This is a genomic window from Streptomyces sp. NPDC003943 (genome assembly GCF_053605265.1).
On record NZ_JBSGIW010000026.1, the window covers coordinates 14,345 to 37,678 of the forward strand.

At 73.5% G+C, this 23,334-nt stretch carries 14 protein-coding genes; 2 read left to right on the forward strand and 12 right to left on the reverse strand.

Annotation, left to right across the window (positions count from 1 at the left end):
* Positions 1 to 70 precede the first annotated feature (70 nt).
* From ACWEV0_RS13735 to guaA, 4 genes are all read right to left on the reverse strand, one after another.
* Entirely contained in the window at positions 71 to 640 is a 570-nt protein-coding gene (locus tag ACWEV0_RS13735; protein WP_453149338.1) for a DoxX family protein, read from the reverse strand.
* A gap of 83 nt (positions 641 to 723) precedes the next feature.
* Positions 724 to 1,974: a hypothetical protein gene (locus ACWEV0_RS13740; RefSeq protein WP_453149340.1), complete on the reverse strand. Its 1,251-nt coding sequence runs from the start codon at positions 1,972 to 1,974 to the stop codon at positions 724 to 726.
* A 174-nt stretch (positions 1,975 to 2,148) separates the two neighbouring features.
* Positions 2,149 to 2,937, reverse strand: coding sequence for a class II aldolase/adducin family protein (locus tag ACWEV0_RS13745; RefSeq protein ID WP_453149342.1), 789 nt, complete (start codon positions 2,935 to 2,937; stop codon positions 2,149 to 2,151).
* Between the two features lie 232 nt (positions 2,938 to 3,169).
* Complete coding sequence (gene guaA, locus ACWEV0_RS13750; RefSeq protein ID WP_453149343.1) at positions 3,170 to 4,771, reverse strand: glutamine-hydrolyzing GMP synthase; 1,602 nt, start codon at positions 4,769 to 4,771, stop codon at positions 3,170 to 3,172.
* 361 nt (positions 4,772 to 5,132) lie between these two features.
* Here guaA and ACWEV0_RS13755 point away from each other — a divergent pair, with 361 nt between their 5' ends.
* The gene (locus ACWEV0_RS13755; protein ID WP_403795611.1) at positions 5,133 to 5,447 is read left to right on the forward strand and encodes a chorismate mutase; all 315 of its coding nucleotides are present in this window, start codon (positions 5,133 to 5,135) and stop codon (positions 5,445 to 5,447) included.
* Between the two features lie 730 nt (positions 5,448 to 6,177).
* Here ACWEV0_RS13755 and ACWEV0_RS13760 read toward each other — a convergent pair.
* The 6 genes from ACWEV0_RS13760 to ACWEV0_RS13785 form a co-directional block, all read right to left on the reverse strand.
* Positions 6,178 to 8,007: a GMC oxidoreductase gene (locus ACWEV0_RS13760; protein WP_453149345.1), complete on the reverse strand. Its 1,830-nt coding sequence runs from the start codon at positions 8,005 to 8,007 to the stop codon at positions 6,178 to 6,180.
* 49 nt (positions 8,008 to 8,056) lie between these two features.
* Entirely contained in the window at positions 8,057 to 9,715 is a 1,659-nt protein-coding gene (locus tag ACWEV0_RS13765) for a succinic semialdehyde dehydrogenase (RefSeq protein WP_453149346.1), read from the reverse strand.
* Positions 9,716 to 9,829: 114 nt separating this feature from the next.
* Complete coding sequence (locus tag ACWEV0_RS13770) at positions 9,830 to 11,521, reverse strand: serine/threonine-protein kinase (RefSeq protein ID WP_453149348.1); 1,692 nt, start codon at positions 11,519 to 11,521, stop codon at positions 9,830 to 9,832.
* Positions 11,522 to 11,701: 180 nt separating this feature from the next.
* Positions 11,702 to 14,500, reverse strand: a complete 2,799-nt coding sequence (locus ACWEV0_RS13775; RefSeq protein ID WP_453149350.1) for a protein kinase — start codon at positions 14,498 to 14,500, stop codon at positions 11,702 to 11,704.
* Between the two features lie 81 nt (positions 14,501 to 14,581).
* Complete coding sequence (locus ACWEV0_RS13780; RefSeq protein WP_453149352.1) at positions 14,582 to 17,002, reverse strand: protein kinase domain-containing protein; 2,421 nt, start codon at positions 17,000 to 17,002, stop codon at positions 14,582 to 14,584.
* Between the two features lie 163 nt (positions 17,003 to 17,165).
* The gene (locus ACWEV0_RS13785) at positions 17,166 to 18,872 is read right to left on the reverse strand and encodes a glycerol-3-phosphate dehydrogenase/oxidase (protein ID WP_453149354.1); all 1,707 of its coding nucleotides are present in this window, start codon (positions 18,870 to 18,872) and stop codon (positions 17,166 to 17,168) included.
* 274 nt (positions 18,873 to 19,146) lie between these two features.
* On the opposite strand from ACWEV0_RS13785, the gene ACWEV0_RS13790 reads away from it, so the two are divergent.
* The gene (locus ACWEV0_RS13790) at positions 19,147 to 20,400 is read left to right on the forward strand and encodes a nucleotide sugar dehydrogenase (protein WP_453149356.1); all 1,254 of its coding nucleotides are present in this window, start codon (positions 19,147 to 19,149) and stop codon (positions 20,398 to 20,400) included.
* A 72-nt stretch (positions 20,401 to 20,472) separates the two neighbouring features.
* Here ACWEV0_RS13790 and ACWEV0_RS13795 read toward each other — a convergent pair whose 3' ends face one another.
* Together ACWEV0_RS13795 and guaB are read right to left on the reverse strand one after the other, a co-directional pair.
* The gene (locus tag ACWEV0_RS13795; protein ID WP_453149358.1) at positions 20,473 to 21,597 is read right to left on the reverse strand and encodes a GuaB3 family IMP dehydrogenase-related protein; all 1,125 of its coding nucleotides are present in this window, start codon (positions 21,595 to 21,597) and stop codon (positions 20,473 to 20,475) included.
* Positions 21,598 to 21,702: 105 nt separating this feature from the next.
* Complete coding sequence (guaB, locus tag ACWEV0_RS13800) at positions 21,703 to 23,202, reverse strand: IMP dehydrogenase (protein ID WP_453149360.1); 1,500 nt, start codon at positions 23,200 to 23,202, stop codon at positions 21,703 to 21,705.
* Positions 23,203 to 23,334 lie beyond the last annotated feature (132 nt).

A 23,334-nucleotide genomic window follows, 5' to 3' on the forward strand; every position in this document is an offset into this window, starting at 1 on the left:
TCGCCTGGTACGTGGTCATACCGGTGCTGTGCGGGGGCCTCGGGCTCGCGGCGGTCGCCTCCTGGACGGCCTACCTGATACGCCGGCGCTCGGCGAGGAGGGCGTCCAGGGAGAGGACCGGGGCGCCGGCCAGCAGCAGCGGCAGCCAGGCCATGAGATAGGCCAGGTCGTTGCCCAGGTAGTAGGGGGTGGCCTGCCAGCTGACGGTCAGCCAGAGGCTCAGCGAGATCAGCGCCCCGCCGAGTGCGGCGACCCGGGTGAGGAGCCCGAGGAGGGTGCCGATGCCGACGGCGAGCTCGCCGAGCGCGAGGGCGTAACCGAAGCCGACCGGGCTGTGCAGGGCCAGGTCGACGAGGGCGGGCAGGGCCGAGGTGTCGCGGACGCCCCGCATCATCTCGCCGATCGACTGGGAGCCAGTGGCGGAGAGGAAGGCGGCGTCGGTGAGCTTGTCGAGCCCGGCGTAGAGGAAGGTGATGCCGAGGAAGATCCGCAGCGGGACCAGGGCATAACGGGAAGCGAGGGCCTGCAGGCCACCGGAGCCCCTCGCGCCGCCGGAACCGGCCGCCGCAGCGGCCCCGTGGGCCGCGCGGTCGCCGCCGGCGCCGCCCCGGTCCGTCGTGCCGTCCGTCCGTTCCGTCATCTGCGGCCACCTCTCCGATCTCGCACCTCTGTCCGAGAACAGATTGTCCCCGGAATCCCTGTGCGGAGGCAGGGCAGGGCAGGTCAGTCGACGACGTCGATCGCGACCCGGTTGGTCTCGACTCCGGCGGCGGTGACGACCCAGACCTCCACCCGGCCCGGTTCCACGTCGGCGGGGAGCGGGACGGTGAGGGCGGCGTCGGTCGGGTTGGCGAAGCCGCCCGGGACCGGGACGAGGGGGACGTGCGCGTGGACCGGGCCGATGCGGACGACGAGCCGGGTCAGCGGGTCGGGGGCGGCCGCGCCCGGCGGGACGAAGCCGATGCCGCGGATCTCGATGTCGTCGCCGGTGCGGATCGGGGCGTCGAGGTCGCCGGCCTCGCGGGCCCGGACCACCGAGAAGATCTTGGGCCGGCCGCCCTCGGCGCACTTGCCGAAGAGATAGCCGGTCACGGAGACGGCGACGAGCAGCACCAGCGCCCAGGGCAGATCGGGCAGCCGGTCAGGTGCGCGGCCGAGGCGGACGGCTGCGAAGACGAGGACGGCGGTGGAGACGAGGACGTACTGGGCGTCGGTGAGGGAGGCGCGGCCGTCGTCGTCGCAGAGGAGGTCGGCGGGGCGGGGCCGTTCGGCGCGGACCTTCTGGAGGCGCCGGGCGGCGACCCGCAGCGAGACGATCAGGCGGGCGGTGACGGTGGTCCAGCCGACCAGGGCGAGGACGGCGAGCAGTCCGGCGCCGCGCCGCAGGCCCAGGTCGACGTGGGGCGCGCCGGTGGCCAGGCGCAGGGAGAGGAGCAGGACGGTGTAGCCGGAAAGGAGGAGCCAGCCGGCGGCGACGGTTCGGGAGGTGGAGAGCCGGTTGTCCTCGCCGAGCAGCGGGGCGAGGACGCCGCCCCGGTCGCGGTGCAGCCTGGCTGCCGTGGTCAGGGCGGCGGCGAGGAACAGGGCGGTGCCCAGGGCGGCGGTGCGGGTGCCGGTCCATCCCGCGCCGCCGAGGGCGGTGAGGGCCTGTCCGAGGAGCAGGGCGAGGACGGCGCCCCACACGGTGGCGAGGGTGGTCCGCTCGACCCGGCCGCGGCGGGCGTGGCCGGCCTCGTGGCCGCGGGCGGTGACCGTGCGGGCGGACTGGGCGAGTTCGTCGGAGACCCACTGGCGGGAGGCGACCGGCGAGTGGGCGAGGGCGGCGGGCACCCCGTGGCCGGCGGCGAGCTCGTCGCGCCGGGCGAGGAAGGCGGCGACGGCCCGCCGGTGGCCGGAGCGTTCGCAGTGCGGGCAGCCGCCGTCCGGCGCGTGGCCCGCGTCCGCCCCGTACTGTCTCGCCTCTTGCACCGCCACGGCGCCGCCCACTTCCCGATCCGTCCGTCGCCCGTTGTCCGATGACCGTCAACTGGCTGTCGATTCCCGGGAATTGTGTCGCATCGAATGCCCGCACACAGGGCGTTCCACCCCTGTCACACGAGTGATTGGAGAGTCATCACATTGACGGAAAGGCGGTTTCCGCGATGTCCGTTACGACAGGAGTTCGGGTTCCGTGCGGCTGATCCGCCGCCACAGCGGCTGGTAGTTGATCCAGGCCACCAGGTCGCTGCCGAGCTGTTCGCGGGTGGCGACGGCGTCACGGTGGTCGATCAGCACCGGCTTGCCCGCGGCCCGCGCGGCGAGCTGCACCTCGGCGCAGCGTTCCATGGCGATGAACCACCAGGCCGCCGCGTCGACGGAGGAGCCGACCGTGAGCAGTCCGTGGTTGCGCAGCACGAGCGCCTTGAGCCCGCCGAGGGCGACCGCGATCCGCCGGCCCTCCTCCGGGTCGACGGTGACGCCGGTGTAGGCGTCGTAGAGGGCGTGGTCCTGGTAGAAGGCGCACGCCTCCTGGGTGATCGGGTCGAGCAGTTCGCCGAGCGCGGCGAGGGCACGCCCGTGCGTGGAGTGGGTGTGCGCGACGGCGACCACGTCGGGCCGGGCCCGGTGGACCTGGGCGTGCACGGTGAAGGCGGCCTGGTTGACGTGGTGGGCGCCGTACACGACCTGGCCGTCGCCGTTGACCAGGATCAGATCGCTCGCGGTGAGCTCGGCGAAGGGCGCGCCGAAGGGGTTCACCCAGTAGCAGTCGGGGTGGTCCGGGTCGCGCGCGGTGATGTGCCCGGAGACGCCCTCCTCGTAGCCGAGCCGTCCGAAGACCCGGAGCGCGGCGGCGAGTCGCTGCTTGCGGTGGGTGCGCTCCTCGGCGCTCGTCGCGTGGACGGGCGGCATCGCGAAGTGGAGCTGGTCGACGGGGACGGGCGCCGGAGTCGAGGTCATGGGCCGGAAGGTAACGCCCGGCCGGTCAACTCTCCAGAGTCCGGACGGACCCGGGTCCCACGGACCTTTCCGCGGCCTCCTCCCGACCGGTCCCGACCCGTCCCGGCCCGTCCCGGCCCGGCCCGCATCGGCCCGCCCCGTCCCGACCCAGTCCCAGCCCGCCCCGGAAACGGTGAAGCCGCCGTCCCCGGTGCGAATCGGGGGCGGCGGCTTCACCGGCTTGGGGGAGTGACTACTCCCACTCGATGGTGCCCGGCGGCTTGCTGGTCACGTCGAGGACGACGCGGTTGACGTCGCGCACCTCGTTGGTGATGCGGGTCGAGATGCGGGCGAGCACCTCGTACGGCAGGCGCGACCAGTCGGCCGTCATGGCGTCCTCGGAGGAGACCGGACGGAGCACGATCGGGTGGCCGTAGGTGCGGCCGTCGCCCTGGACGCCGACGGAGCGCACGTCGGCGAGCAGTACGACCGGGCACTGCCAGATGTCGCGGTCGAGACCGGCGGCCGTCAGCTCCTCGCGGGCGATGGCGTCGGCCTCGCGCAGCAGGTCCAGACGGTCCTTGGTGACCTCGCCGACGATGCGGATGCCGAGGCCGGGGCCGGGGAACGGCTGGCGCTGGACGATCTCCTCGGGCAGGCCGAGCTCCTGGCCGACCATGCGGACCTCGTCCTTGAAGAGCTGGCGCAGCGGCTCGACGAGCTCGAACTCCAGGTCCTCGGGGAGGCCGCCCACGTTGTGGTGGGACTTGATGTTGGCGGTGCCGGTGCCGCCGCCGGACTCGACGATGTCCGGGTACAGGGTGCCCTGGACGAGGAAGGCGACCTCCTCGCCGTCGGCGGCGCCCTCGGCGATGATCTCGGCCTGCGCCTGCTCGAAGACGCGGATGAACTCGCGACCGATGATCTTGCGCTTGGTCTCCGGGTCGGAGACGCCGGCGAGGGCGGTGAGGAACCGCTCCTGCGCGTCGACGACCTTCAGCTGGACGCCGGTGGCGGCCACGAAGTCCTTCTCGACCTGCTCGGTCTCGCCCTTGCGCATCAGGCCGTGGTCGACGTAGACGCAGGTGAGCTGCGAGCCGATGGCCTTCTGCACGAGCGCGGCGGCCACGGCGGAGTCGACGCCGCCGGACAGACCGCAGATGGCGCGCTTGGTGCCGACCTGGGCGCGGATGGCCGCGACCTGCTCCTCGATGACGTTGCCGGTCGTCCAGGAGGGCTCGATGCCGGCGCCGCGGTAGAGGAAGTGCTCCAGGATCTGCTGGCCGTGCGTGGAGTGCAGCACCTCGGGGTGGTACTGGACGCCGTACAGCTTCTTCTCGTCGTTCTCGAAGGCGGCGACCGGCACGACGTCGGTGGACGCGGTGACGGTGAAGCCCTCGGGGGCGGCGGAGCAGGCGTCGCCGTGCGACATCCACACGGACTGCTCGACCGGGGTGCCCTCGAAGAGGGTGGAGCCGGCCTTGGAGACGTGCAGCGGCGTACGGCCGTACTCACGGGCGCCCGTGTTGTCGACGGTGCCACCGAGGGTGGTCGCCATCAGCTGGAAGCCGTAGCACATGCCGAAGACGGGGACGCCGGCCTCGAAGAGCTCGCGGTCCAGGCGCGGGGCGCCCTCGGCGTACACGGAGGACGGGCCGCCGGAGAGGATGATCGCCTTCGGCTTCTTGGCCAGCATCTCGGCCACCGGCATGGTGGACGGGACGATCTCGCTGTAGACCCGCGCCTCACGGACGCGACGGGCGATGAGCTGTGCGTACTGCGCGCCGAAGTCGACAACGAGGACTACGTCCGGGTTGGTGACGTCGGGCGCGGCAGCGGGAGTCGCTGATGACACTACGGCGGCCTTCCGGCGGTAGGAGGGGTTCCCCCGAGAGGGGGGCTATTTGTCGATTCTACCGGCGCGCCGCGCTTGCCCTTCGTCTCACCATCCGAACCGGGGTGGCCTTCGTCTCACGATCCGGGCCCGAGTTGCCCCGGGGCGCCGCGCGGGGTCCATACTGTGCCCCATGCGCGAGCTCACGACCTTCGTCTTTACCTATGGCACCGGCCGGTCCGGATGCCATGGTCGTGCTGCTTGAGCAACTGACAAGCGACTTCCCAGGCGCCCCGGGCCGACAAGGCCCGGGGCGCCTGTCGTTTCCCGGACCGTGTCGCTCCGGGGCAACCGACCCCGACACCGGACGAGGAGCCCCACCATGAGCACCAGCACCGCCACCAAGACCGCCGGCAAGACCGTCGCCGAGCAGACCGGCGCCCGCACCGACGAGGCCGCGGCCCTGATCGGCGACGCCCGCGAGCGGATCGACGCGCTCGACGACCGGATCATCGGCCTGATCCAGGAACGGATGGCCGTCTCGGCCGTCATCCAGGAGGCCCGGATCTCCTCCGGCGGCCGCCGGGTGAACCTGGCCCGCGAGATGGAGGTCCTCGGCCACTACCGGGACGCCCTCGGCAAGCCGGGCACGGCGCTCGCGATGACGATGCTGGAGCTGTGCCGCGGCCGCGTCTGACCCGTAAGGGCGCCGCCGAGGCCCGTACGGATCCCCGAGCAGTACCGATCCCCGGGCCGATCCCGTACGAGGTCGGCCCGCACGGATCCCGGAGTCGGCCGGGGACCCCGTACGGGGTTGGTCCCCGCACCCGAGTTCGGTCGCCGTCTCACCCGTACGGCGCGTGACCGGGCCCGGCGCCGGTTCGTTGGTCGTGGTGTCCGTGCCAGCCAGGGGCGGGCCCGATGAAGACCACGCGTGGCTTCGCTGGGGCGTGTGGCGTACTTCGGTACGTCGTGGGACCTCGCCCCAGCGCGCGTGACCGGACGGCAGGGGACAGCAGCCCGGTCACCCAGAAAGGGCGGTCGGTCCCGGGGACGCCCGGGGCCGACCGCAACCGGCCGAACGATCCGACATCCCGCGTCCCCCGCTCCCCCACACCCCGCTCCCCCACACCCTGATCCCTCCCTCCCACCCCGCGTGGCGCCCGCCTCCCCCGGCGCCCGCAGCAGGGCCCCGCGCCGCGACCGGAATCGCGCCGCGGGGCCCTTGCGGTGCTCACGGACGCCACACCCCGCAGGACGTGACGCGCGTCACATAAAGATTCCATGAGAGGGCTACAACCAATCCCCCAGGTCACCGGTCTCCTATGCAGCACCACCCAGAAACTGGAGAGGCGCTGCACTCGGAGGGGGGTGCAGCGCCTCTTCTGTTTTCCGGAATCTTCTCCGGAGGAGATTCCGGCGGTGGCTCACGCCTCCTTCGGCGGGACGGTCGGGATGCCCAGGAACGGCAGCCGCAGCGCGCCGAACGCGTCGGCCGGGACCGCCGGCGACTTGGGCTCGACGGCGGCCACCCGCACGTACGCCTCGCCCTGACGCGGCCGCTGGTCCTCCTCGCCCTTGTTGGGCCAGAAGGACATGGCCCGCTCCGCCTGCGCCGTGATCGTCAGCGACGGGTTGACGCCCAGGTTGGCGGAGACCGCCGCGCCGTCGACGACGGAGATGCCCGGGTGGCCGTAGAGCCGGTGGTACGGGTCGATGACGCCGGACTCCGCGTCCGCGCCGATCGGGCAGCCGCCCAGGAAGTGCGCGGTGAGCGGGGTGCCCATGAGCTCGCCGACGTTGGAGCCGGCGAAGCCGTTGATCTCCTCGGCAAGGAGGGTGGCGGCCTGGGTGGCCTCGCGGATCTGGGTCGGGTTGGGCGCGCCGTGGCCCTGGCGGGCGGTGAGCAGGCCCTTGCCGAGGCCGCCGGGCTTGCGGTAGGTGGTGAGCGAGTTGTCCAGGGACTGCATGACCAGGCCGATGATGGTGCGCTCCGACCAGTGCCAGTTGGACAGCGAGCGGACCGCGAGCGCCGGGTGCCTGACCAGGTTGAGCAGCCAGTTGCGGACCCGGTGGGCGCCGTAGGGCACCTGGAGGACGGTGAGGCTGCCCATCGAGTTGGAGCCCTTGCCGTAGCGGACCGGCTCGATGTGGGTGTTCTCGTTCGGGTGGACGGACGAGGTGATGGCGACGCCGCGGGTGAAGTCGGCCTTCGGTGCGCCGTGCCGCTTGCGGTAGCGCCGGTCGGTGGTCTGGGCGCCGACCAGGCCCTCGGAGTTGGTGCGGGTCAGCTCGCCGAGGCGGCCGGAGATGTGCGGCAGCAGGCCGGTGTCCTTCATCCGGTGCAGCAGCGTCTGGGTGCCGTACGTGCCGGCGGCGATCACGACCTTGGGGGCGGTGAAGGTGCGGCCCGCGCCCTTCTTGCGGTTGTCGGTCGGGAGGGTCCGGACCGCGTAGCCGCCCCGGGAGTCCTCGGTGACCGCGACGACCGAGGTCATCGGGTGGACCACCGCGCCCGCCTTCTCGGCGAGGTAGAGGTAGTTCTCGTTGAGGGTGTTCTTGGCGCCGTGCCGGCAGCCGGTCATGCACTCGCCGCACTCGACGCACGCCTTGCGCGAGGGGCCCGCGCCGCCGAAGAACGGGTCGGCCACCTCGGCGCCCGGCTTCACCTTCGCCGTACCGGCCCCGTCCTCGCCGACGGCGTCCTTGCCGTCGCCGAAGAAGACGCCGACCGGCGCCATGTGGAAGGTGTCGCCGATGCCCATGTTCTGGGCGGCCGCCTTCAGGTGCACGTCCGACGGGGTCATCGTCGGGTTGAGCCGGACGCCCAGCATCCGCTTGGCCTGGTCGTAGTACGGCGCGAGCTCGGAGCGCCAGTCGGTGATGTCCTTCCACTGCGGGTCGTCGAAGAACGGCGCGAGCGGCTCGTAGAGGGTGTTGGCGTAGTTGAGCGAGCCGCCGCCGACGCCCGCGCCGGCGAGCACCATGACGTTGCCGAGCAGGTGGATGCGCTGGATGCCGTAGAGGCCGAGCGCCGGGGCCCACAGGAAGTTCTTCAGGTCCCAGGAGTTCTTCGGCAGCTCGGCGCGCGCGAACCGGCGGCCGGCCTCCAGGACGCCGACCCGGTAGCCCTTCTCGGTCAGCCGCAGGGCCGTGACCGAGCCGCCGAAGCCGGAGCCGACGACGATGACGTCGTAGTCGTACGAACCGTCCGAACCATCCGAATCCTGGTTTCGGGCCGGGGGTACCGCGGTCATGGCTCTCCTCGTACGGAAAAGGGGCGGAACGGGATCCGGGAAGCGGGGGTCAGCGCAGGCGCAGGGCCTTCATCACCTTCAGGGAGGTGCTCATGAAGGCCGCGTACTTCTCGTCGTCCATCCCGAAGGAGGGCGCGAGCGGAAGCAGCCGCTGCTGGGCGACGGTCTGCGCCTCGGTGTACTTGAGGATGCCCTCGGAGCCGTGGCGCCGGCCGAGGCCGGAGTCCTTCATGCCGCCCATCGGGGACTGCACGCTGCCGTACGCGGGCGCGTACCCCTCGTTGATGTTGACGGTGCCGGTGCGCAGCCGGGCGGCGACCGCGTGGCCGCGGCGCGAATCGGTGGTCCAGACGGAGGAGTTCAGGCCGTACGGGGTGGCGTTGGCCAGCTCGACGACCTCGTCCTCGTCGGTGAAGCGGTAGACGGAGACGACCGGGCCGAAGGTCTCCTCGGCGCAGACGGCCATCGGGGCCTCGACGCCGTCGAGGATGGTCGGCTCGAAGAAGTAGGGGCCGATGTCGGGCCGGGCGACGCCGCCCGCGACCAGCCTGGCGCCCTTGGCGACGGCCTCCTCGACGTGCCGGGTGACGGTCGCCAGCTGGCGCTCGCCGACGAGGGAGCCCATCTCGGCGCCGTACGCGAGGGAGTGGCCGAGCCGCATGGCCTTCGTGCGGGCGGCGAAGCGGGCCACGAAGTCGTCGGCGACGGACTCGTGCACGTACAGCCGCTCGATGGAGATGCACAGCTGGCCGGCGGAGGAGAAGCAGGCGCGGACGGCGCCGGCGGCGGCCTTCTCGACGTCGGCGTCCTTGAGGACGATCATCGCGTTCTTGCCGCCGAGTTCCAGGCTGACGCCGACGAGCCGGGCGGCGGCGCCCTGGGCGACCTCGCGGCCGGTGCGGGTGGAGCCGGTGAAGGAGACGTAGTCGGCGTGCCGGACGACCTCGGGGCCGACGACCGGGCCCTCGCCGAGGACGACCTGGAAGACCTCGGCGGGCAGCCCGGCCTCGATCAGCAGGTCGCGGGCCCACAGGGCGGTCAGCGCGGTCTCGGTGTCCGGCTTCATGACGACGGCGTTGCCGGCGACGAAGGCGGGCAGGGCGTCGCCGACCGACAGCTCGAGCGGGTAGTTCCAGGGCGCGATCTGGCCGACGACCCCGCGCGGCTGGCGCAGCTCGGTGACCTTGGTGAGGGTCGGCACGACACCGGTGTGGTGCTTGGGGCGCAGGTACGCGGGGGCCTTGCGGCCGTAGTGGCGCGCGGCGACGGCGACGGCCTGGATCTCCTCGTGGGCGTGCAGGCGCGCCTTGCCGGTCTCGAGCTGGATGAGGTCGAGGACCTCGGACTGGCGCCGGAGGATCAGGTCGTGGAAGCGCAGCAGCACGGCGGCGCGGGCCCGGACGGGGGTCGCGGCCCAGGCGCGCTGGGCGGCGCGGGCGCGCGCGTAGGCGTCGGCGACGTCCTCGGGGGTGGACTCGGGCAGGTCCGCCAGCTTCTCCCCGGTGAAGGGGGTGTGGTTGGCGGTACGGCCGGAGCCCGCGACCCCGCGGGTGAGCCGGGCGACCAGCTCGGGCGTGACCACGTCGGCGGCGGTACGGGCGCCGGCCGGCGCGGGCGCGACGGGGTTGGTGCCGCCGGGGGCGATCGAGGTCGCGGCCGTCGTCGTGGTGGGCCGGTCCGTGACAGGGAGAGCCTGCGAGTCGGTCATGAGGGCGAGGGTAGGCCGCATTCCGGGCTTTGGGTACCCGGCGGTAACGTCTTTTCACCCTCCCCGCACATCGCGCCAGCGATCGCTGGCACATAAGCCCTGATCAGGGGCTTGTCAGGGACTCACGGCGTCCGCGGGGGTCCGCCAGTACTTCTTCACGATGTCGAACTGTTCCCTCGTACGGGCCCAGTCCTCCTCCGGCGAGGACATGTACACGGCGTACTCCGTGCCGTCGTCCTCGTAGTACACCTGGTCGATCGCGTGGCGCGGTCCGGGGAAGGTCTTCCGCTCGTGCCAGGTGAACTCCCACACGCACGAGTCGACCTGGTCGCGGAAGGTGTTCTGGTCCAGCATCACCCGCTGGTAGGCGGGCAGCCGCTTCTGCAGGCTCTTCTCGACGTCGAGCATGTGCACGTACGGGTTCTCGAAGTCCGGGGACTTGTCGATGCTGATCCGGATCCGGTGGCGGCCGTTGTCCGGCGTGTAGTCGATCGAGTCGCCGTCCTTCTGCCGCTTCCAGCCGTCGGGGACGAGCAGGCTGACGCCCTCCGGGTCGTCGACGCGGTGCCAGCCGACCGGGATGGTGCCCTTGCCGGCGTTCTTGTCCGCGCCGGAGGTGGGGCCGGCGGTGGGATCGGTGACCTTGCCGTTCCGGTCGCCGCCCTTGCCGCCCCCGAGGCCGCCCAGATGGGTCATGGCGGCGAAGACCGCGCCGCCGGCGAGCAGGCCCGCGACCACGGCGGCGAGCAGCGCGCCGCGCCAGCGGCCGCGGCGCGGGGCGGCGGAAGCGGGCACGCCGGAGGCGGCGGTGGCTGCCGTCGGCGTCGGGGCGGGGGCCGGGGCGGGCACCGGGGCGGGCCGGGGCTCGTCGTGCGGGACGGGCAGCGGTGTCGTCACGGACGGCGCGGCGGCGGCCAGTTCCTCCGCCGGTACCGGCTGCGTCGGCACGTACGCCTGCGCGGCCTGCGGCTCGCGCCCCTCCATGGCCTCGAGCAGCATCCGCTCGGCCTCGTCCGCGCGCGGGCGCTGGTCCGGGTCCTTGCGCAGCAGCGCGACGATGACCGGGGCGAGCGGACCCGCCTGCTCCGGGTACGGCGGCTCCTCGGTCACCACCGCCTGCATGGTGCTGATCGGCGAGCTGCGGCGGAACGGCGAGGTGCCCTCCACCGCCGTGTAGAGCGTCGCGCCGAGCGACCACAGGTCGGAGGCCGGTCCCGGGTCGCCGCCGCGCACCCGCTCGGGCGCCAGATAGTCGATGGAGCCGACGAGTTCGCCGGTACGGGTGATGGAGCTGTCGCCCTCGATCGCGGCGATGCCGAAGTCGGTGATGAGGACCCGGCCGTCGCGGGCGAGCAGCACGTTGCCGGGCTTCACGTCCCGGTGCAGCACGCCGGCCGCGTGCGCGGCGCGCAGGGCGCCGAGGACGTGCAGGCCGATCCGGGCCGCCTCGCGCGGCGCGATCGTGCCGGCCTCCTTGGCGGCGTCCGCGAGCGAGGGGCCGTCCACGTACTGCATGACGATCCACGGCCGGTCGTCGTGCTCCAGGACGTCGTGCACGGTGACCACGCCCGGGTGGGTGATGCGGGCCGCCGCCCGGGCCTCCTTCTGGGTCCGGGCATGCAGGACCAGCCGGTCGGCCTCGGCCACGAACCGGCCCGCCGTCAACTCCTTGACGGCCACCACACGGTGCAGCACCTCGTCGTGCGCGCGCCAGACCTTGCCCATGCCGCCACGCCCGATGGACTCGCCCAACCGGTAACGCCCGGCCAGCAGAAGTCCGGTTCCGGTGCTCTCAGACTGTTCCACGTGCCCCCGCCTGTTTGCTTCGGAAGCAAGGGTACGGAGCGAAGGGCGGTGCGCGGAACCTCGGGGCGGGTTAAGGAACAACTCTGTGACCGGGGGCGAGTTTCGGCCAGTCCGGCAAGCACCGTTCGCATGTCATTTGGGCGCCGTTCGAGCGCCGCTCAAGCACTGTCGGACCGTCACTCAGCGGGTGGCGCGGTACGCCTTCACCGCCTGCTCGTAGATCTCGGAGACCTTGTCGCGCTCACCCTCCGGGCCGATGACCTGGACCACGTGGTAGCGGCCGCGGTCGATCAGCGCCAGATTGCGCACGAAGACCTCGCGCCCGGTGCTGTCCTGCCAGGTGAACTGCCCCTCGGCCGTGGCGCGCTGGCCGATGTCGACACGGCGCAGGCCGGAGGCGCTCGACCAGGAGGATTCGCGCCACGGAGTGAGTTCGCGCTCCTTGGTGCTCTGGTAGCGCAGCGGGTCGTCACCGTTGGCCTGAACCGTGTCCCGGCCGGGGACGACCACCAGGGTGAAGTCGCCGCCCGTGAAGCGCACTTGCCCGGCGTCGTTGATCGGGCTGCGCCGCCAGCCGCTCGGCACGCCGACCTGGAAGCCCTCGGGGTCCTTGCGCAGGACGTAACCGGAGGCGAGCACGGGTGCCGAGGGGTCCGCGGCGGGCGGGGTGGTGGCGGCCGGGGGCCGGGAGGACGCGGGCGGGCGGCTGGCCGGGGCGGAGGACGGGGCGCCGGTGGACGGCGCGGCCGAGGCCGGGGGCGTCTGCGCCGACGGCCCGTTCTCCGCGCCCTGTTCGGGCATGAACAGCACGGCGTACGCGACCGCCCCGCCGAGCAGCAGCAGGATCAGGAGCAGCAGCGTGCGGCCGAGGGCGCGCGGGGAGCCCGCGGGGCGCCCGGGAGCACGGGGAGCTCGCGGGGCGCGCTGGGGGATCTCGTCGTGCACCGGCTCGTGCTCGCGCTCGTGGAACGCGTCGTGCATCAGGTCGTGCAGGGAGGCGTCCTGGTGCAGCTCCTCGCGCGCGCCGCGGCCCTTCGCGTGCCGGTGCCGCCCGTTCGCGGCGGCACCGCGGCGGCGGCGCCGCACCAGCTCGCCCCGTCGGCGCACGATGGGCAGCCGGGCGGCGTCGGGGGACGGCAGCGGTACGACGCCGAGGCCGGCGTCCGGTTCGGGCGCCGACCGTACGAGGGAGCGCAGCCAGCCGCTCAGCTCCTCCACGTCGGGGCGCTCGGTCGGGTCCTGGCGCAGCAGCGACTCGACGACCGGCCGCAGCGGGCCGGACTCCTCGGCGAACGCGGGCGGCTCGGCGCAGACCAGCTGGACCAGTTCGGCGGCGCTGTCCTCCGGGTACGGGGCATGACCCTGGACGGCCCGGTAGAGCAGCGCGCCCAGCGCCCACAGGTCGGTGGCGGGGCCGATGGGCGGGGCGAGCCGCCAGTGCTCGTGCACCGGGCCGGCCTGCTCGGGCGCCCAGCGCTCGGTGACCGCGCCGACGACCGCCATCCGGGTCTGCCGGGCCCGCTCGGCGGCGAGCCGCGTCACCGGGCCGCGGTACGGCTCCGTGCCGGGTCCCGCACCGGGCTCCGCCCCGGGCGTCGTCCCGTGACCCGCGGCGGAGCCGGTGACGGGCTCGGACGCGGGGCGCTGGGCGGGGGTGGCCGCCGTGTAACCGGCCGGCAGCGCGGGCAGCGCGGGGCCGCCGCCGCCCGCAGGAACGTTGCGCCCGCCGTCGCGGGAGGCGTGCGGCCCGTCGCTCCAGCTCCCGGCGAGGTACGCGCGGGGCGGCGGGGTGGGCCCGTCCTGCTCGTCGTCGACGTCGGCGTCGGCGTCGTCATCGTCGTCGTCGCCCGTCCGCGCCCACCACTGCGGCTCGGGCGGGACCGGCGGCCCGGGAGGCGCGGGCGGAGCCTGCGGTTCCGGGGCCGGGCGCTGGACCGGCAGCGCCCCGGTGTCCCCGATGCTCGCCGCGGCCCGGGCCCCCGCCCGGTACGCCGCGATCGCCCCGGCCCTGGCCGCCCGCACATCCGCGCCGGCCGGCACCCCGGCCGCGGGCACCCCGGACGCGGCCGGCAACTCGGGCCTGCCGCCCGCGCGTCCGGCGTCGCCGTAGGGGGTGCCGCCGTGGGGCCCGTAGCCGCTGCGGCTTCCGGATGCCCCGGGCCCGTCGGGGCCGTCCTCGACGCCGCGCGGGGACACGACCGAGGCGCCGTACGGAGTGCCGTGCGGGCCGTACGCCTCGTCGGGCGCGTCGGCAGCCGGCTCGTACGCGTCGTCCCCGGCCTCGGACTCGGGCTCGTCCTCCTCCGCGTACGTCTCGCGCTCGTACCCCTCGCGCTCGTACGTCTCGGGCCCGTACACCTCGGGCTCGTACGGCTCGAACGGCTCGGGTCCGAACTCGTCCTCCGGCGGCACCGGGGCGTAGCCGCACAGGGCCTCCTCGGCCGCGCCGGCGGCGAGGCCGGTCAGGACGACGCGGCCGTCGTCGCAGACGAGGACGGTGCGGGCGGTGACGTTGCGGTGGGTCCAGCCGTGGGCGTGCAGGGCGCGCAGGGCGGTGAGGAGGTCGGCGCCGATCTCGGCGGCGCGGTAGGGGCTGAGCGGGCCCTCGGTGAGCAGGTCGGAGAGCGGGACGGCGGGGACGGACTCGCTGACGATCCACAGCGAGCCGGCCTCGGCGAACACGTCGAAGACCTGGTCGAGGCGCGGGTGGTCGGGGATGCGGGCGGCGGCCTGCGCGGCCTCGACGGCGCGGCGGACGGCCGGGTCGGCCGGTCTTCGGGTGGCCCGGCCGGGGTCCGCGTAGGGCCGGCCGTCGAGGAGTTCGGCGTCGACGACCTCGGGCAGCGGCACCTGACGGATCCGCACTTCCTGGCCGCTGTACGTGTCGAAGGCGCGCGTCTCGACGAGTTCGTACGCGTCGGGCGGCGGCAGGGGCAGGCGGTAGCGGTCCGCGAGCACCCTTCCCGCGTAGTCGTCCACGACGCCTCCCCACGCGCCTGCCGTCCCCCGTGCCCCGCCCTCACGGTCTCGGGACGGGGCTTCTCACGATACGTCCGCCGGTCAGTCCTTGGGGCTGAACGTGGCGAACGCGGTCTCCCGCAGCGTCTTGCACTCGGCCGCGTCCCACAGGTCGGAGCGGCAGCTGACCATGATCGAGTAGCCGCGCCGGCCGTCGACCTTGAAGCCGCGGTTGAGCACGTGGACGCGCTGGCCTCCCTGGTTGCGCTCGAACTCCCAGTCGGCGACGGTCGGATAGCCCTTGTACGAGACCGGGTGTATGCCGATGTGCCGGTAGCCGTTGCTGGTCGCGGCGACCGCGGCCAGGGCGGCGCGCCAGGCGGCGGCCGCGTCGTCCTTGGGGCTGTCGTTGAAGTCGACCTGGACGCGCGGGAAGGCGCCCGCGGAGGCGTTGAAGATGCCGCCCGAGTTCTGGCCCGCTATGGCGGTGAGCCGGAAGGAGGCGGGCATCGCCATGGAGAAGTGGAAGCGGTCGTTCGTCACCATGACGTACCCGGCGGGCAGCTTCGCGCCGCCGCCGTTGCCGTTGTCGTCGGCGCCGCCGCCCTGGTCGCCGCCGCCCGGTGTCCCGCTGGGCGTGCTGCCGCTCTGGCCGCCGCTGTCGGCGGCCGGCTTGCCGCCGCCCTGCTGGGTCGGACCGCTCGGCGAGATGCCGGTGTTCCCGCCGCCGGACGCGGCGCCCGCGGAGGCGGTGGTGCCGCCGGACGTGGCGCCCTTGCCCTGGTCGGTGTCGTCCTGGCCGCCGCCGAGGGCGACGTACAGGATCGTGCCGAGCAGCGCGAGGAGGACGACCGCGGCGGTGATCACCAGGGTCCGGCGCGGCACGACGTCGGTGAGCGACGCCTTGGCGGGCGCGGGCCGGTCCGGGGCGCCGGGACCGGCCGGGCGCGTGGGCGCGGCCGCGCCGGCGGCCGCGTTCCGCACCGACTTCAGCGCGCCGCGCAGCCGCTCGGCCGTCGCCTCGCCGGCCTTCTCGCGGGCCGGCTTCTCCCGGCCGGGCGTGGCCGGGGGCGAGGCCGGGCGCTCGGGCAGCGGCGGGAGCGGCGGCAGCGGTACGACCCTGGTCGCCTCCGGGCCCGGCTCCGGCGGCGCCTCGGGGGCGTCGAGCACGGCGCGCAGCAGCGCCCGGGCGCCGGCGTCGTCGAGCCGCTCGGCCGGGTCCTTGGCGAGCAGGCCGTAGATGACCTTCTCCAGCTCCGGGCCCGCGTTCTTCGGCGGGTCGACGGGCTCGGTCATCACGGCGGTGAGCGTGGCGATGGCGGAGCCCTTGTCGTACGGCGGGCTGCCCTCCACGGCCGCGTAGAGCAGACCGCCGAGCGACCAGAGGTCGGCGGCGGGGCCGGGCTTGTGGCCGCGGGCGCGCTCGGGCGAGATGTACGAGGGGGCGCCGACGAGCATGCCGGTGGAGGTGATCGAGGGGTCGCCCTCGACCTGGGCGATGCCGAAGTCGGTGAGGACGGCCCGGCCGTCCTCACCGATCAGCACGTTCGACGGCTTCACGTCGCGGTGCAGGATGCCCTCGCGGTGCGCGGAGCGCAGCACGTCGAGGATGGCGAGGCCGACCTCGGCGGCGCGGCGCGGGGTGAGCGTGCCGTCCTCGCGGATCGCGTCGGCGAGGGACTTGCCCTCGATGAGCTCCATGACGATCCACGGGCGGTCGTCCTCGTCGACGACGTCGTAGACGGTCACGGCGCCGTTGTTGCGGATCCGGGCGATGGCCTTGGCCTCGCGCAGGGTCCGGGTGATGAGGCGTCGCTTCTCGTCGTCGTCGATGCTGTTGGGGAAGCGGAGCTCCTTCACGGCGACGGTCCGGCCGAGCGTCTCGTCGACCGCGCGCCACACCGTGCCCATGCCGCCGCGGCCGAGGACCGCGCCGAGCCGGTACCGCCCGGCGAGCAGCCGCCCTTCGGCGGACGACGCGTCAGCCTTCCGGCCCCGCCCGCCGGTTCCGGTGGCGTCGGCCCCGAACCCGGCCGCCGGCGCGGCCCCGTCCGTCGACCCGCTGCCGCCGGCGCTCTTGGTCAGCCCGACCGCGGGCCGCGGCGCGGCCTGGGCCTTGTCGCCCGCCGCTCCGGCGCGCGGCGCGGACCGGTCCACCGGCCGCCGGGGGTCGGCGACGCCCGATCCGCGCACCGGCGCGCCCTGCGGCCGCGCGTCCTCCGGCTCCACCGGGGCACGCCCGGTGGCCGGTTCGTCCTGAGCCGCGGCCGGTTCGGCGTCCGGCGCGTCCGTGGCCCGTGCGCCCTCGCCGCCTTCGGCGCCCTCGCCATCGTGCGCCGGCTCGGGCGCCGGCCCGGCGCCGGGCGCGCCGGTCACACGCCCGTCCTTCGACTCCGGTGCCTCCGGTGCGTCCGCCGTGCGCGCGGCCGGGATCCTGTCCCGGTCGGCGTCGGTGGCGGCGCCCGCGGCGGCGTTCCGCCGGGGGGCCTGCCCCGTGTTCCGCGACTGCTCCGCCTCCGACATGCGTCCCCTCTGCGATCCCTGTTTCTCGCCCGCGTCCGGAGCTCCCGCGTTCTGCGGCAACCCGCCCTGAAAGAGAGCTCATTGTCCCTCACTCCGCGACCGGCGCCTCCCCCGGGTCCGAAGTGCGAGAACGCCGGGACACGCCCAGGACACCCCCGAGGTCCTAGATCGGCACGATGTCCGGCGCTCCGAGGCGGGCCGCGTCGGCCGTCAGGTCGTCGGGCTGGCGTTGCGATTCGCGTTCGGCCTCGACCCGCTTCTCGTAGTGCTCGACCTCCTTGTCGATGTGGCTGGAGTCCCAGCCGAGCACCGGGGCCATGAGTTCGGCGCACTCGCGGGCGCTGCGGGTGCCCCGGTCGAAGGTCTCGATGGAGATGCGGGTGCGCCGGGTGAGGACGTCGTCGAGGTGGCGGGCGCCCTCGTGGGAGGCGGCGTAGACGATCTCGGCCTTCAGGTAGTCCTCGGCGGCCGGGAGGGGCGCGCCGAGGGCGGGTTCGGCGGCGACGAGGTCGAGGATCTCCTCCGTCAGGGAGCCGTAGCGGTTGAGGAGATGCTCGACGCGGGCGACGTGGAGGCCGGTGCGGGCGGCGATGCCGGCGCGCGCGTTCCACAGGGCCTTGTAGCCCTCGGCGCCGAGCAGCGGGGTGTCCTCGGTGACGCAGGCGGCGACGCGCTTGTCGAGCGCGTGGACGGCCTCGTCGACGGCGTCCTTCGCCATGACGCGGTAGGTCGTGTACTTGCCGCCGGCGACGACGACCAGGCCGGGCACGGGATGGGCGACGGTGTGTTCGCGGGAGAGCTTGCTGGTGGCGTCGGACTCGCCGGCGAGGAGGGGGCGCAGGCCCGCGTAGACGCCCTGGACGTCGTCGCGGGTGAGCGGGGTGGCGAGCACGCCGTTGACGTGTTCGAGCAGGTAGTCGATGTCGGCGCTGGAGGCGGCGGGGTGGGCCTTGTCGAGGTCCCAGTCGGTGTCGGTGGTGCCGACGATCCAGTGCCGGCCCCAGGGGATGACGAAGAGGACGGACCTCTCGGTGCGCAGGATGAGTCCGGTGCTGGAGTGGATGCGGTCCTTGGGCACGACGAGGTGGATGCCCTTGGAGGCCCGGACGTGGAACTGGCCGCGCTCGCCGATGAGGGCCTGGGTGTCGTCGGTCCACACGCCCGTGGCGTTGACGATCTGGCGGGCGCGGATCTCGTACTCGCCGCCGGCCTCGACGTCCCGGACGCGGGCGCCGACCACCCGCTCGCCCTCGCGCAGGAAGCCGACGACCCGGGCCCGGCTGGCGACCCTGGCCCCGTAGTAGGCGGCGGTGCGGACGAGGGTGGTGACGAAGCGGGCGTCGTCCATCTGGGCGTCGTAGTACTGCAGGGCGCCGACGAGGGCGTCCCTCCTGAGGCAGGGGGCGACGCGCAGGGCGCCGCGCCGGCTGAGGTGGCGGTGCACCGGGAGCCCGCGGCCGTGGCCGGAGGAGACGGACATGGCGTCGTACAGGGCGACGCCGGAGCCCGCGTACAGCCGCTCCCAGCCCTTGTGCTGGAGCGGGTAGAGGAACGGGACGGGTTTGACCAGGTGGGGGGCGAGCCGTTCGAGGAGCAGGCCGCGCTCCTTGAGGGCCTCGCGGACGAGTGCGAAGTCGAGCATCTCCAGATAGCGCAGACCGCCGTGGATCAGCTTGCTGGACCGGCTGGAGGTGCCGGAGGCCCAGTCGCGGGCCTCGACGAGGCCGGTGGAGAGTCCTCTGGTGACGGCGTCGAGGGCGGTGCCCGCGCCGACGACTCCGGCGCCGACGACCAGTACGTCCAGTTCGCGCTCGGCCATGGCCGCGAGCGCCTGGGTGCGCTCGGCGGGTCCCAGTGTCGCTGTCCTCACGGTTGGTGCCTCCCGTCGTCCCCCGTCTGTCCAGCACACGAACCGGGCCTGTGTGGTCCGGCTCACAGACTTGATTCTGTCCCGGCCCACCGACTTCAGCCACCGCCCCTGTCCCACCCTGTGGATAACACTCGGCGACCTTCGTCCCGGCAATGCCGCATATCGGTCATATTTACGCTTAGTCTGACATTGCGTCAGTCACCTTCGGTCCACAGGGCTTGCGCACCGCGTCCCCTCCGGCTAACCGGCTTCTGGGAAGGACGGCCCATCCCCCATGCCCGCTGATCTCGCCGTCATCGGCCTCGGCCACCACGGACTCCCACTCGCCCAGGCGGCCACCGCGGCCGGCGTCGACACCATCGGCTACGACACCGACCCCCGCCCCGTCGCCGAACTCGCCGCCGGACGCCCCCCGGTCGACGGCTCCCTCACCGCCGCCGAGATCCGCCGGATGCTGTCCGCCGGCTTCCGCACGACCACCGACCCCGCCGAGCTCGGCCGGGTCCGCACCGCCGTCATCTGCGCCCCCACACCGCCCGCGCCCGACGGCACGCTCGACCTCGGCGCCGTCACCGCGGCCGCCCGCGCCCTCGCCGCCCGGCTGCGCCCGCACACCACGGTCCTCCTGGAGTCCCCGGTGCCGCCCGGCACCACCGAGGGCCTGCTGCGCGAGCTCCTGGAGACCGGCTCGGGGCTGCGCGCCGGGCGCGACTTCCACCTCGCGTACTCCCCCGGCCGGCTCGACCCGGGCAGCCGGACACCCGGCGGGGCGCGCGACTTCGCCGCCACCCCCAAGGTGATCGGCGGCCTGACCCCCGCCTGCACCGAGTCCGCGGCGGCGGTCTACGGCCGGCTCACCGACAAGGTCGTCCGCGCCCGCGGACCGCGCGAGGCCGAGACCGTCAAGCTCCTGGAGACCAACTTCCGGCACGTGAACATCGCCCTCGTCAACGAGATGGCGGTGCTCTGCCACGAGCTCGGCGTCGACCTCTGGGACGTCATCCGCTGCGCGGAGACCAAGCCCTTCGGCTTCCACGCCTTCCGCCCCGGGCCCGGCGTCGGCGGCCACGGAGTGCCCGTGGACACCATCGGCGCCCACCGCCCGCTGCGCCTGGTCGAGCTCGCCGGCCAGGTCAACGAGCGCATGCCGGGATACGTCGTCCAGCGCTCCGCCACGCTCCTCAACGAGCACGGCAAGTCCGCGCGCGGCGCCCGCGTCCTGCTGCTCGGGATCACCTACAAGCCCGACCTGGCCGACCGCCAGGGCTCCCCCGCCGACGAGATCGCCCGTCGTCTGATGGACCTGGGCGCGGCCGTCAGCTACCACGACCCCTACGTCCCCGACTGGCGCGTCCGCGACCTGCCGGTCCCGCGCGCCGACTCCCTCTACGAGGCCGCCGCCCACGCCGACCTCACGATCCTGCTCCAGCACCACCGGACGTACGACCTCCAGGGCCTGGCCGTGAAGGCCCAGCTCCTCCTCGACACCCGCGGCGCGACCCCGGCGGGCGCGGCGCACCGGCTGTAGGCCCGCCCCCCCCCGGACGGCGAAGGGCCCCGCACCACCCGGTGCGGGGCCCTTCTGCGTACGCCAGGGGCGTCAGCGCTTGTGCTGCGCGTCCGCCACGGTGACCTCGACGCGCTGGAACTCCTTGAGCTCGCTGTAGCCGGTGGTGGCCATCGCGCGGCGCAGGGCGCCGAAGAAGTTCATGGAGCCGTCCGGGATGTGCGACGGGCCGGTGAGGATCTCCTCGGTGGTGCCGACGATGCCCAGGTCGACCAGCTTGCCGCGCGGGACGTCCTCGTGGACGGCCTCCATGCCCCAGTGGTGGCCCTTGCCCGGGGCGTCCGTGGCGCGGGCCAGCGGGGAGCCCATCATGACGGCGTCGGCGCCGCAGGCGATGGCCTTCGGGAGGTCGCCGGACCAGCCCACGCCGCCGTCGGCGATGACGTGCACGTAGCGGCCGCCGGACTCGTCCATGTAGTCGCGGCGGGCGGCGGCCACGTCGGCGACGGCGGTGGCCATCGGGACCTGGATGCCGAGGACGTTGCGGGTGGTGTGGGCGGCGCCGCCGCCGAAGCCCACCAGGACGCCCGCGGCGCCGGTGCGCATCAGGTGCAGGGCGGCGGTGTAGGTGGCGCAGCCGCCGACGATGACGGGGACGTCGAGCTCGTAGATGAACTGCTTCAGGTTCAGCGGCTCGGCGGCACCGGAGACGTGCTCGGCGGAGACGGTCGTGCCGCGGATGACGAAGATGTCCACGCCGGCGTCGACGACGGCCTTCGAGAACTGCGCGGTGCGCTGCGGGGAGAGCGCGGCGGCGGTGACCACACCCGCGTCGCGCACCTCCTTGATGCGCTGCCCGATCAGCTCCTCCTTGATCGGCGCAGCGTAGATCTCCTGCAGACGCCGGGTCGCCGCGGCCTCGTCCAGCTCGGCGATCTCGTCGAGCAGCGGCTGCGGGTCCTCGTAGCGGGTCCACAGGCCCTCGAGGTTCAGCACGCCGAGGCCGCCGAGCTCGCCGATGCGGATGGCGGTCTGCGGCGAGACGACCGAGTCCATGGGGGCGGCCAGGAAGGGCAGCTCGAAGCGGTAGGCGTCGATCTGCCAGGCGATCGAGACCTCCTTCGGGTCCCGGGTGCGCCGGCTCGGTACGACGGCGATGTCGTCGAACGCGTACGCCCTGCGGCCGCGCTTGCCGCGCCCGATCTCGATCTCAGTCACGATGTGTGGCCTTTCCCTCTGTGTCTGCGCCTACCAGTATCCCCGACCCACGCCGAAGGGGCGGCTCCGGCCACATGCCGGAACCGCCCCTTCCGTCGCGCGCTGTTACTTCCTGCTGTAGTTCGGCGCCTCGACCGTCATCTGGATGTCGTGCGGGTGGCTCTCCTTGAGACCCGCCGAGGTGATCCGGACGAAGCGGCCGTTCGCCTGGAGCTCCGGCACCGTGCGCCCGCCGACGTAGAACATCGACTGGCGCAGGCCGCCCACCAGCTGGTGGACGACGGCCGAGAGCGGGCCGCGGTAGGGCACCTGGCCCTCGATGCCCTCGGGCACGAGCTTCTCGTCGGAGGCGACGCCCTCCTGGAAGTAGCGGTCCTTCGAGAAGGAGCGCTGCTCGCCGCGGGACTGCATGGCGCCGAGCGAGCCCATGCCGCGGTACGACTTGAACTGCTTGCCGTTGATGAAGAGCAGCTCGCCCGGGGACTCCTCGCAGCCCGCGAGCAGCGAGCCGAGCATCACCGTGTCGGCGCCGGCGACCAGGGCCTTCGCGATGTCGCCGGAGTACTGCAGACCGCCGTCGCCGATGACCGGGACGCCGGCCGCCTTGGCGGCGAGGGAGGCCTCGTAGATCGCGGTGACCTGGGGGACGCCGATGCCGGCGACCACGCGGGTGGTGCAGATGGAGCCCGGGCCGACACCGACCTTGATGCCGTCGACACCGGCGTCGATCAGCGCCTGGGCGCCGTCGCGGGTGGCGACGTTTCCGCCGATGACGTCGACCGAGGAGTTCGACTTGATCTTGGCGACCATGTCGCCGACCAGGCGGGAGTGGCCGTGGGCGGTGTCGACGACGATGAAGTCGACGCCCGCCTCGATCAGGGCCTGGGCGCGCTCGTACGCGTCGCCGGCGACACCGACGGCGGCGCCGACGAGCAGCCGGCCTTCCTTGTCCTTGGCCGCGTTCGGGTACTTCTCGGCCTTGACGAAGTCCTTGACCGTGATGAGGCCCTTGAGCAGCCCGCCCTCGTCGACGAGCGGAAGCTTCTCGATCTTGTGGCGGCGCAGCAGCTCCATGGCGTCCACGCCGGAGATGCCGACGTGGCCGGTGACCAGCGGCATCGGGGTCATGACCTCGCGCACCTGGCGGCTGCGGTCGGACTCGAAGGCCATGTCACGGTTGGTGACGATGCCGAGGAGCTTGCCGGCCGGGTCGGTGACCGGGACGCCGCTGATGCGGAACTTGGCGCAGATCGCGTCGGCCTCGGCGAGCGTGGCGTCCGGGTGCACGGTGATCGGGTCGGTCACCATGCCGGACTCGGAGCGCTTCACCAGGTCGACCTGGTTGGCCTGGTCGGCGATGGAGAGGTTGCGGTGCAGGACACCGACGCCGCCCTGGCGGGCCATGGCGATGGCCATCCGGGACTCGGTGACCTTGTCCATCGCGGCGGAGAGCAGCGGGATGTTCACCCGCACGTTCTTCGAGATGTACGAAGAGGTGTCGATCTGGTCGGGAGCCATGTCCGAGGCTCCGGGCAGCAGCAGCACATCGTCGTAGGTCAGCCCGAGTGTCGCGAATTTTTCGGGCACTCCGTCGACGTTGGTCATGACACCTTCCCCAATGGCCTTGATCGGTGCGGATGTCCATGCTAACGGGCTGCGGCCGTGTCTCATTCCACGAGCAAGATCAGCAAGGATCTTTGGACATTCCTACGTGTACGTGAGGGACATCCGGCCCTC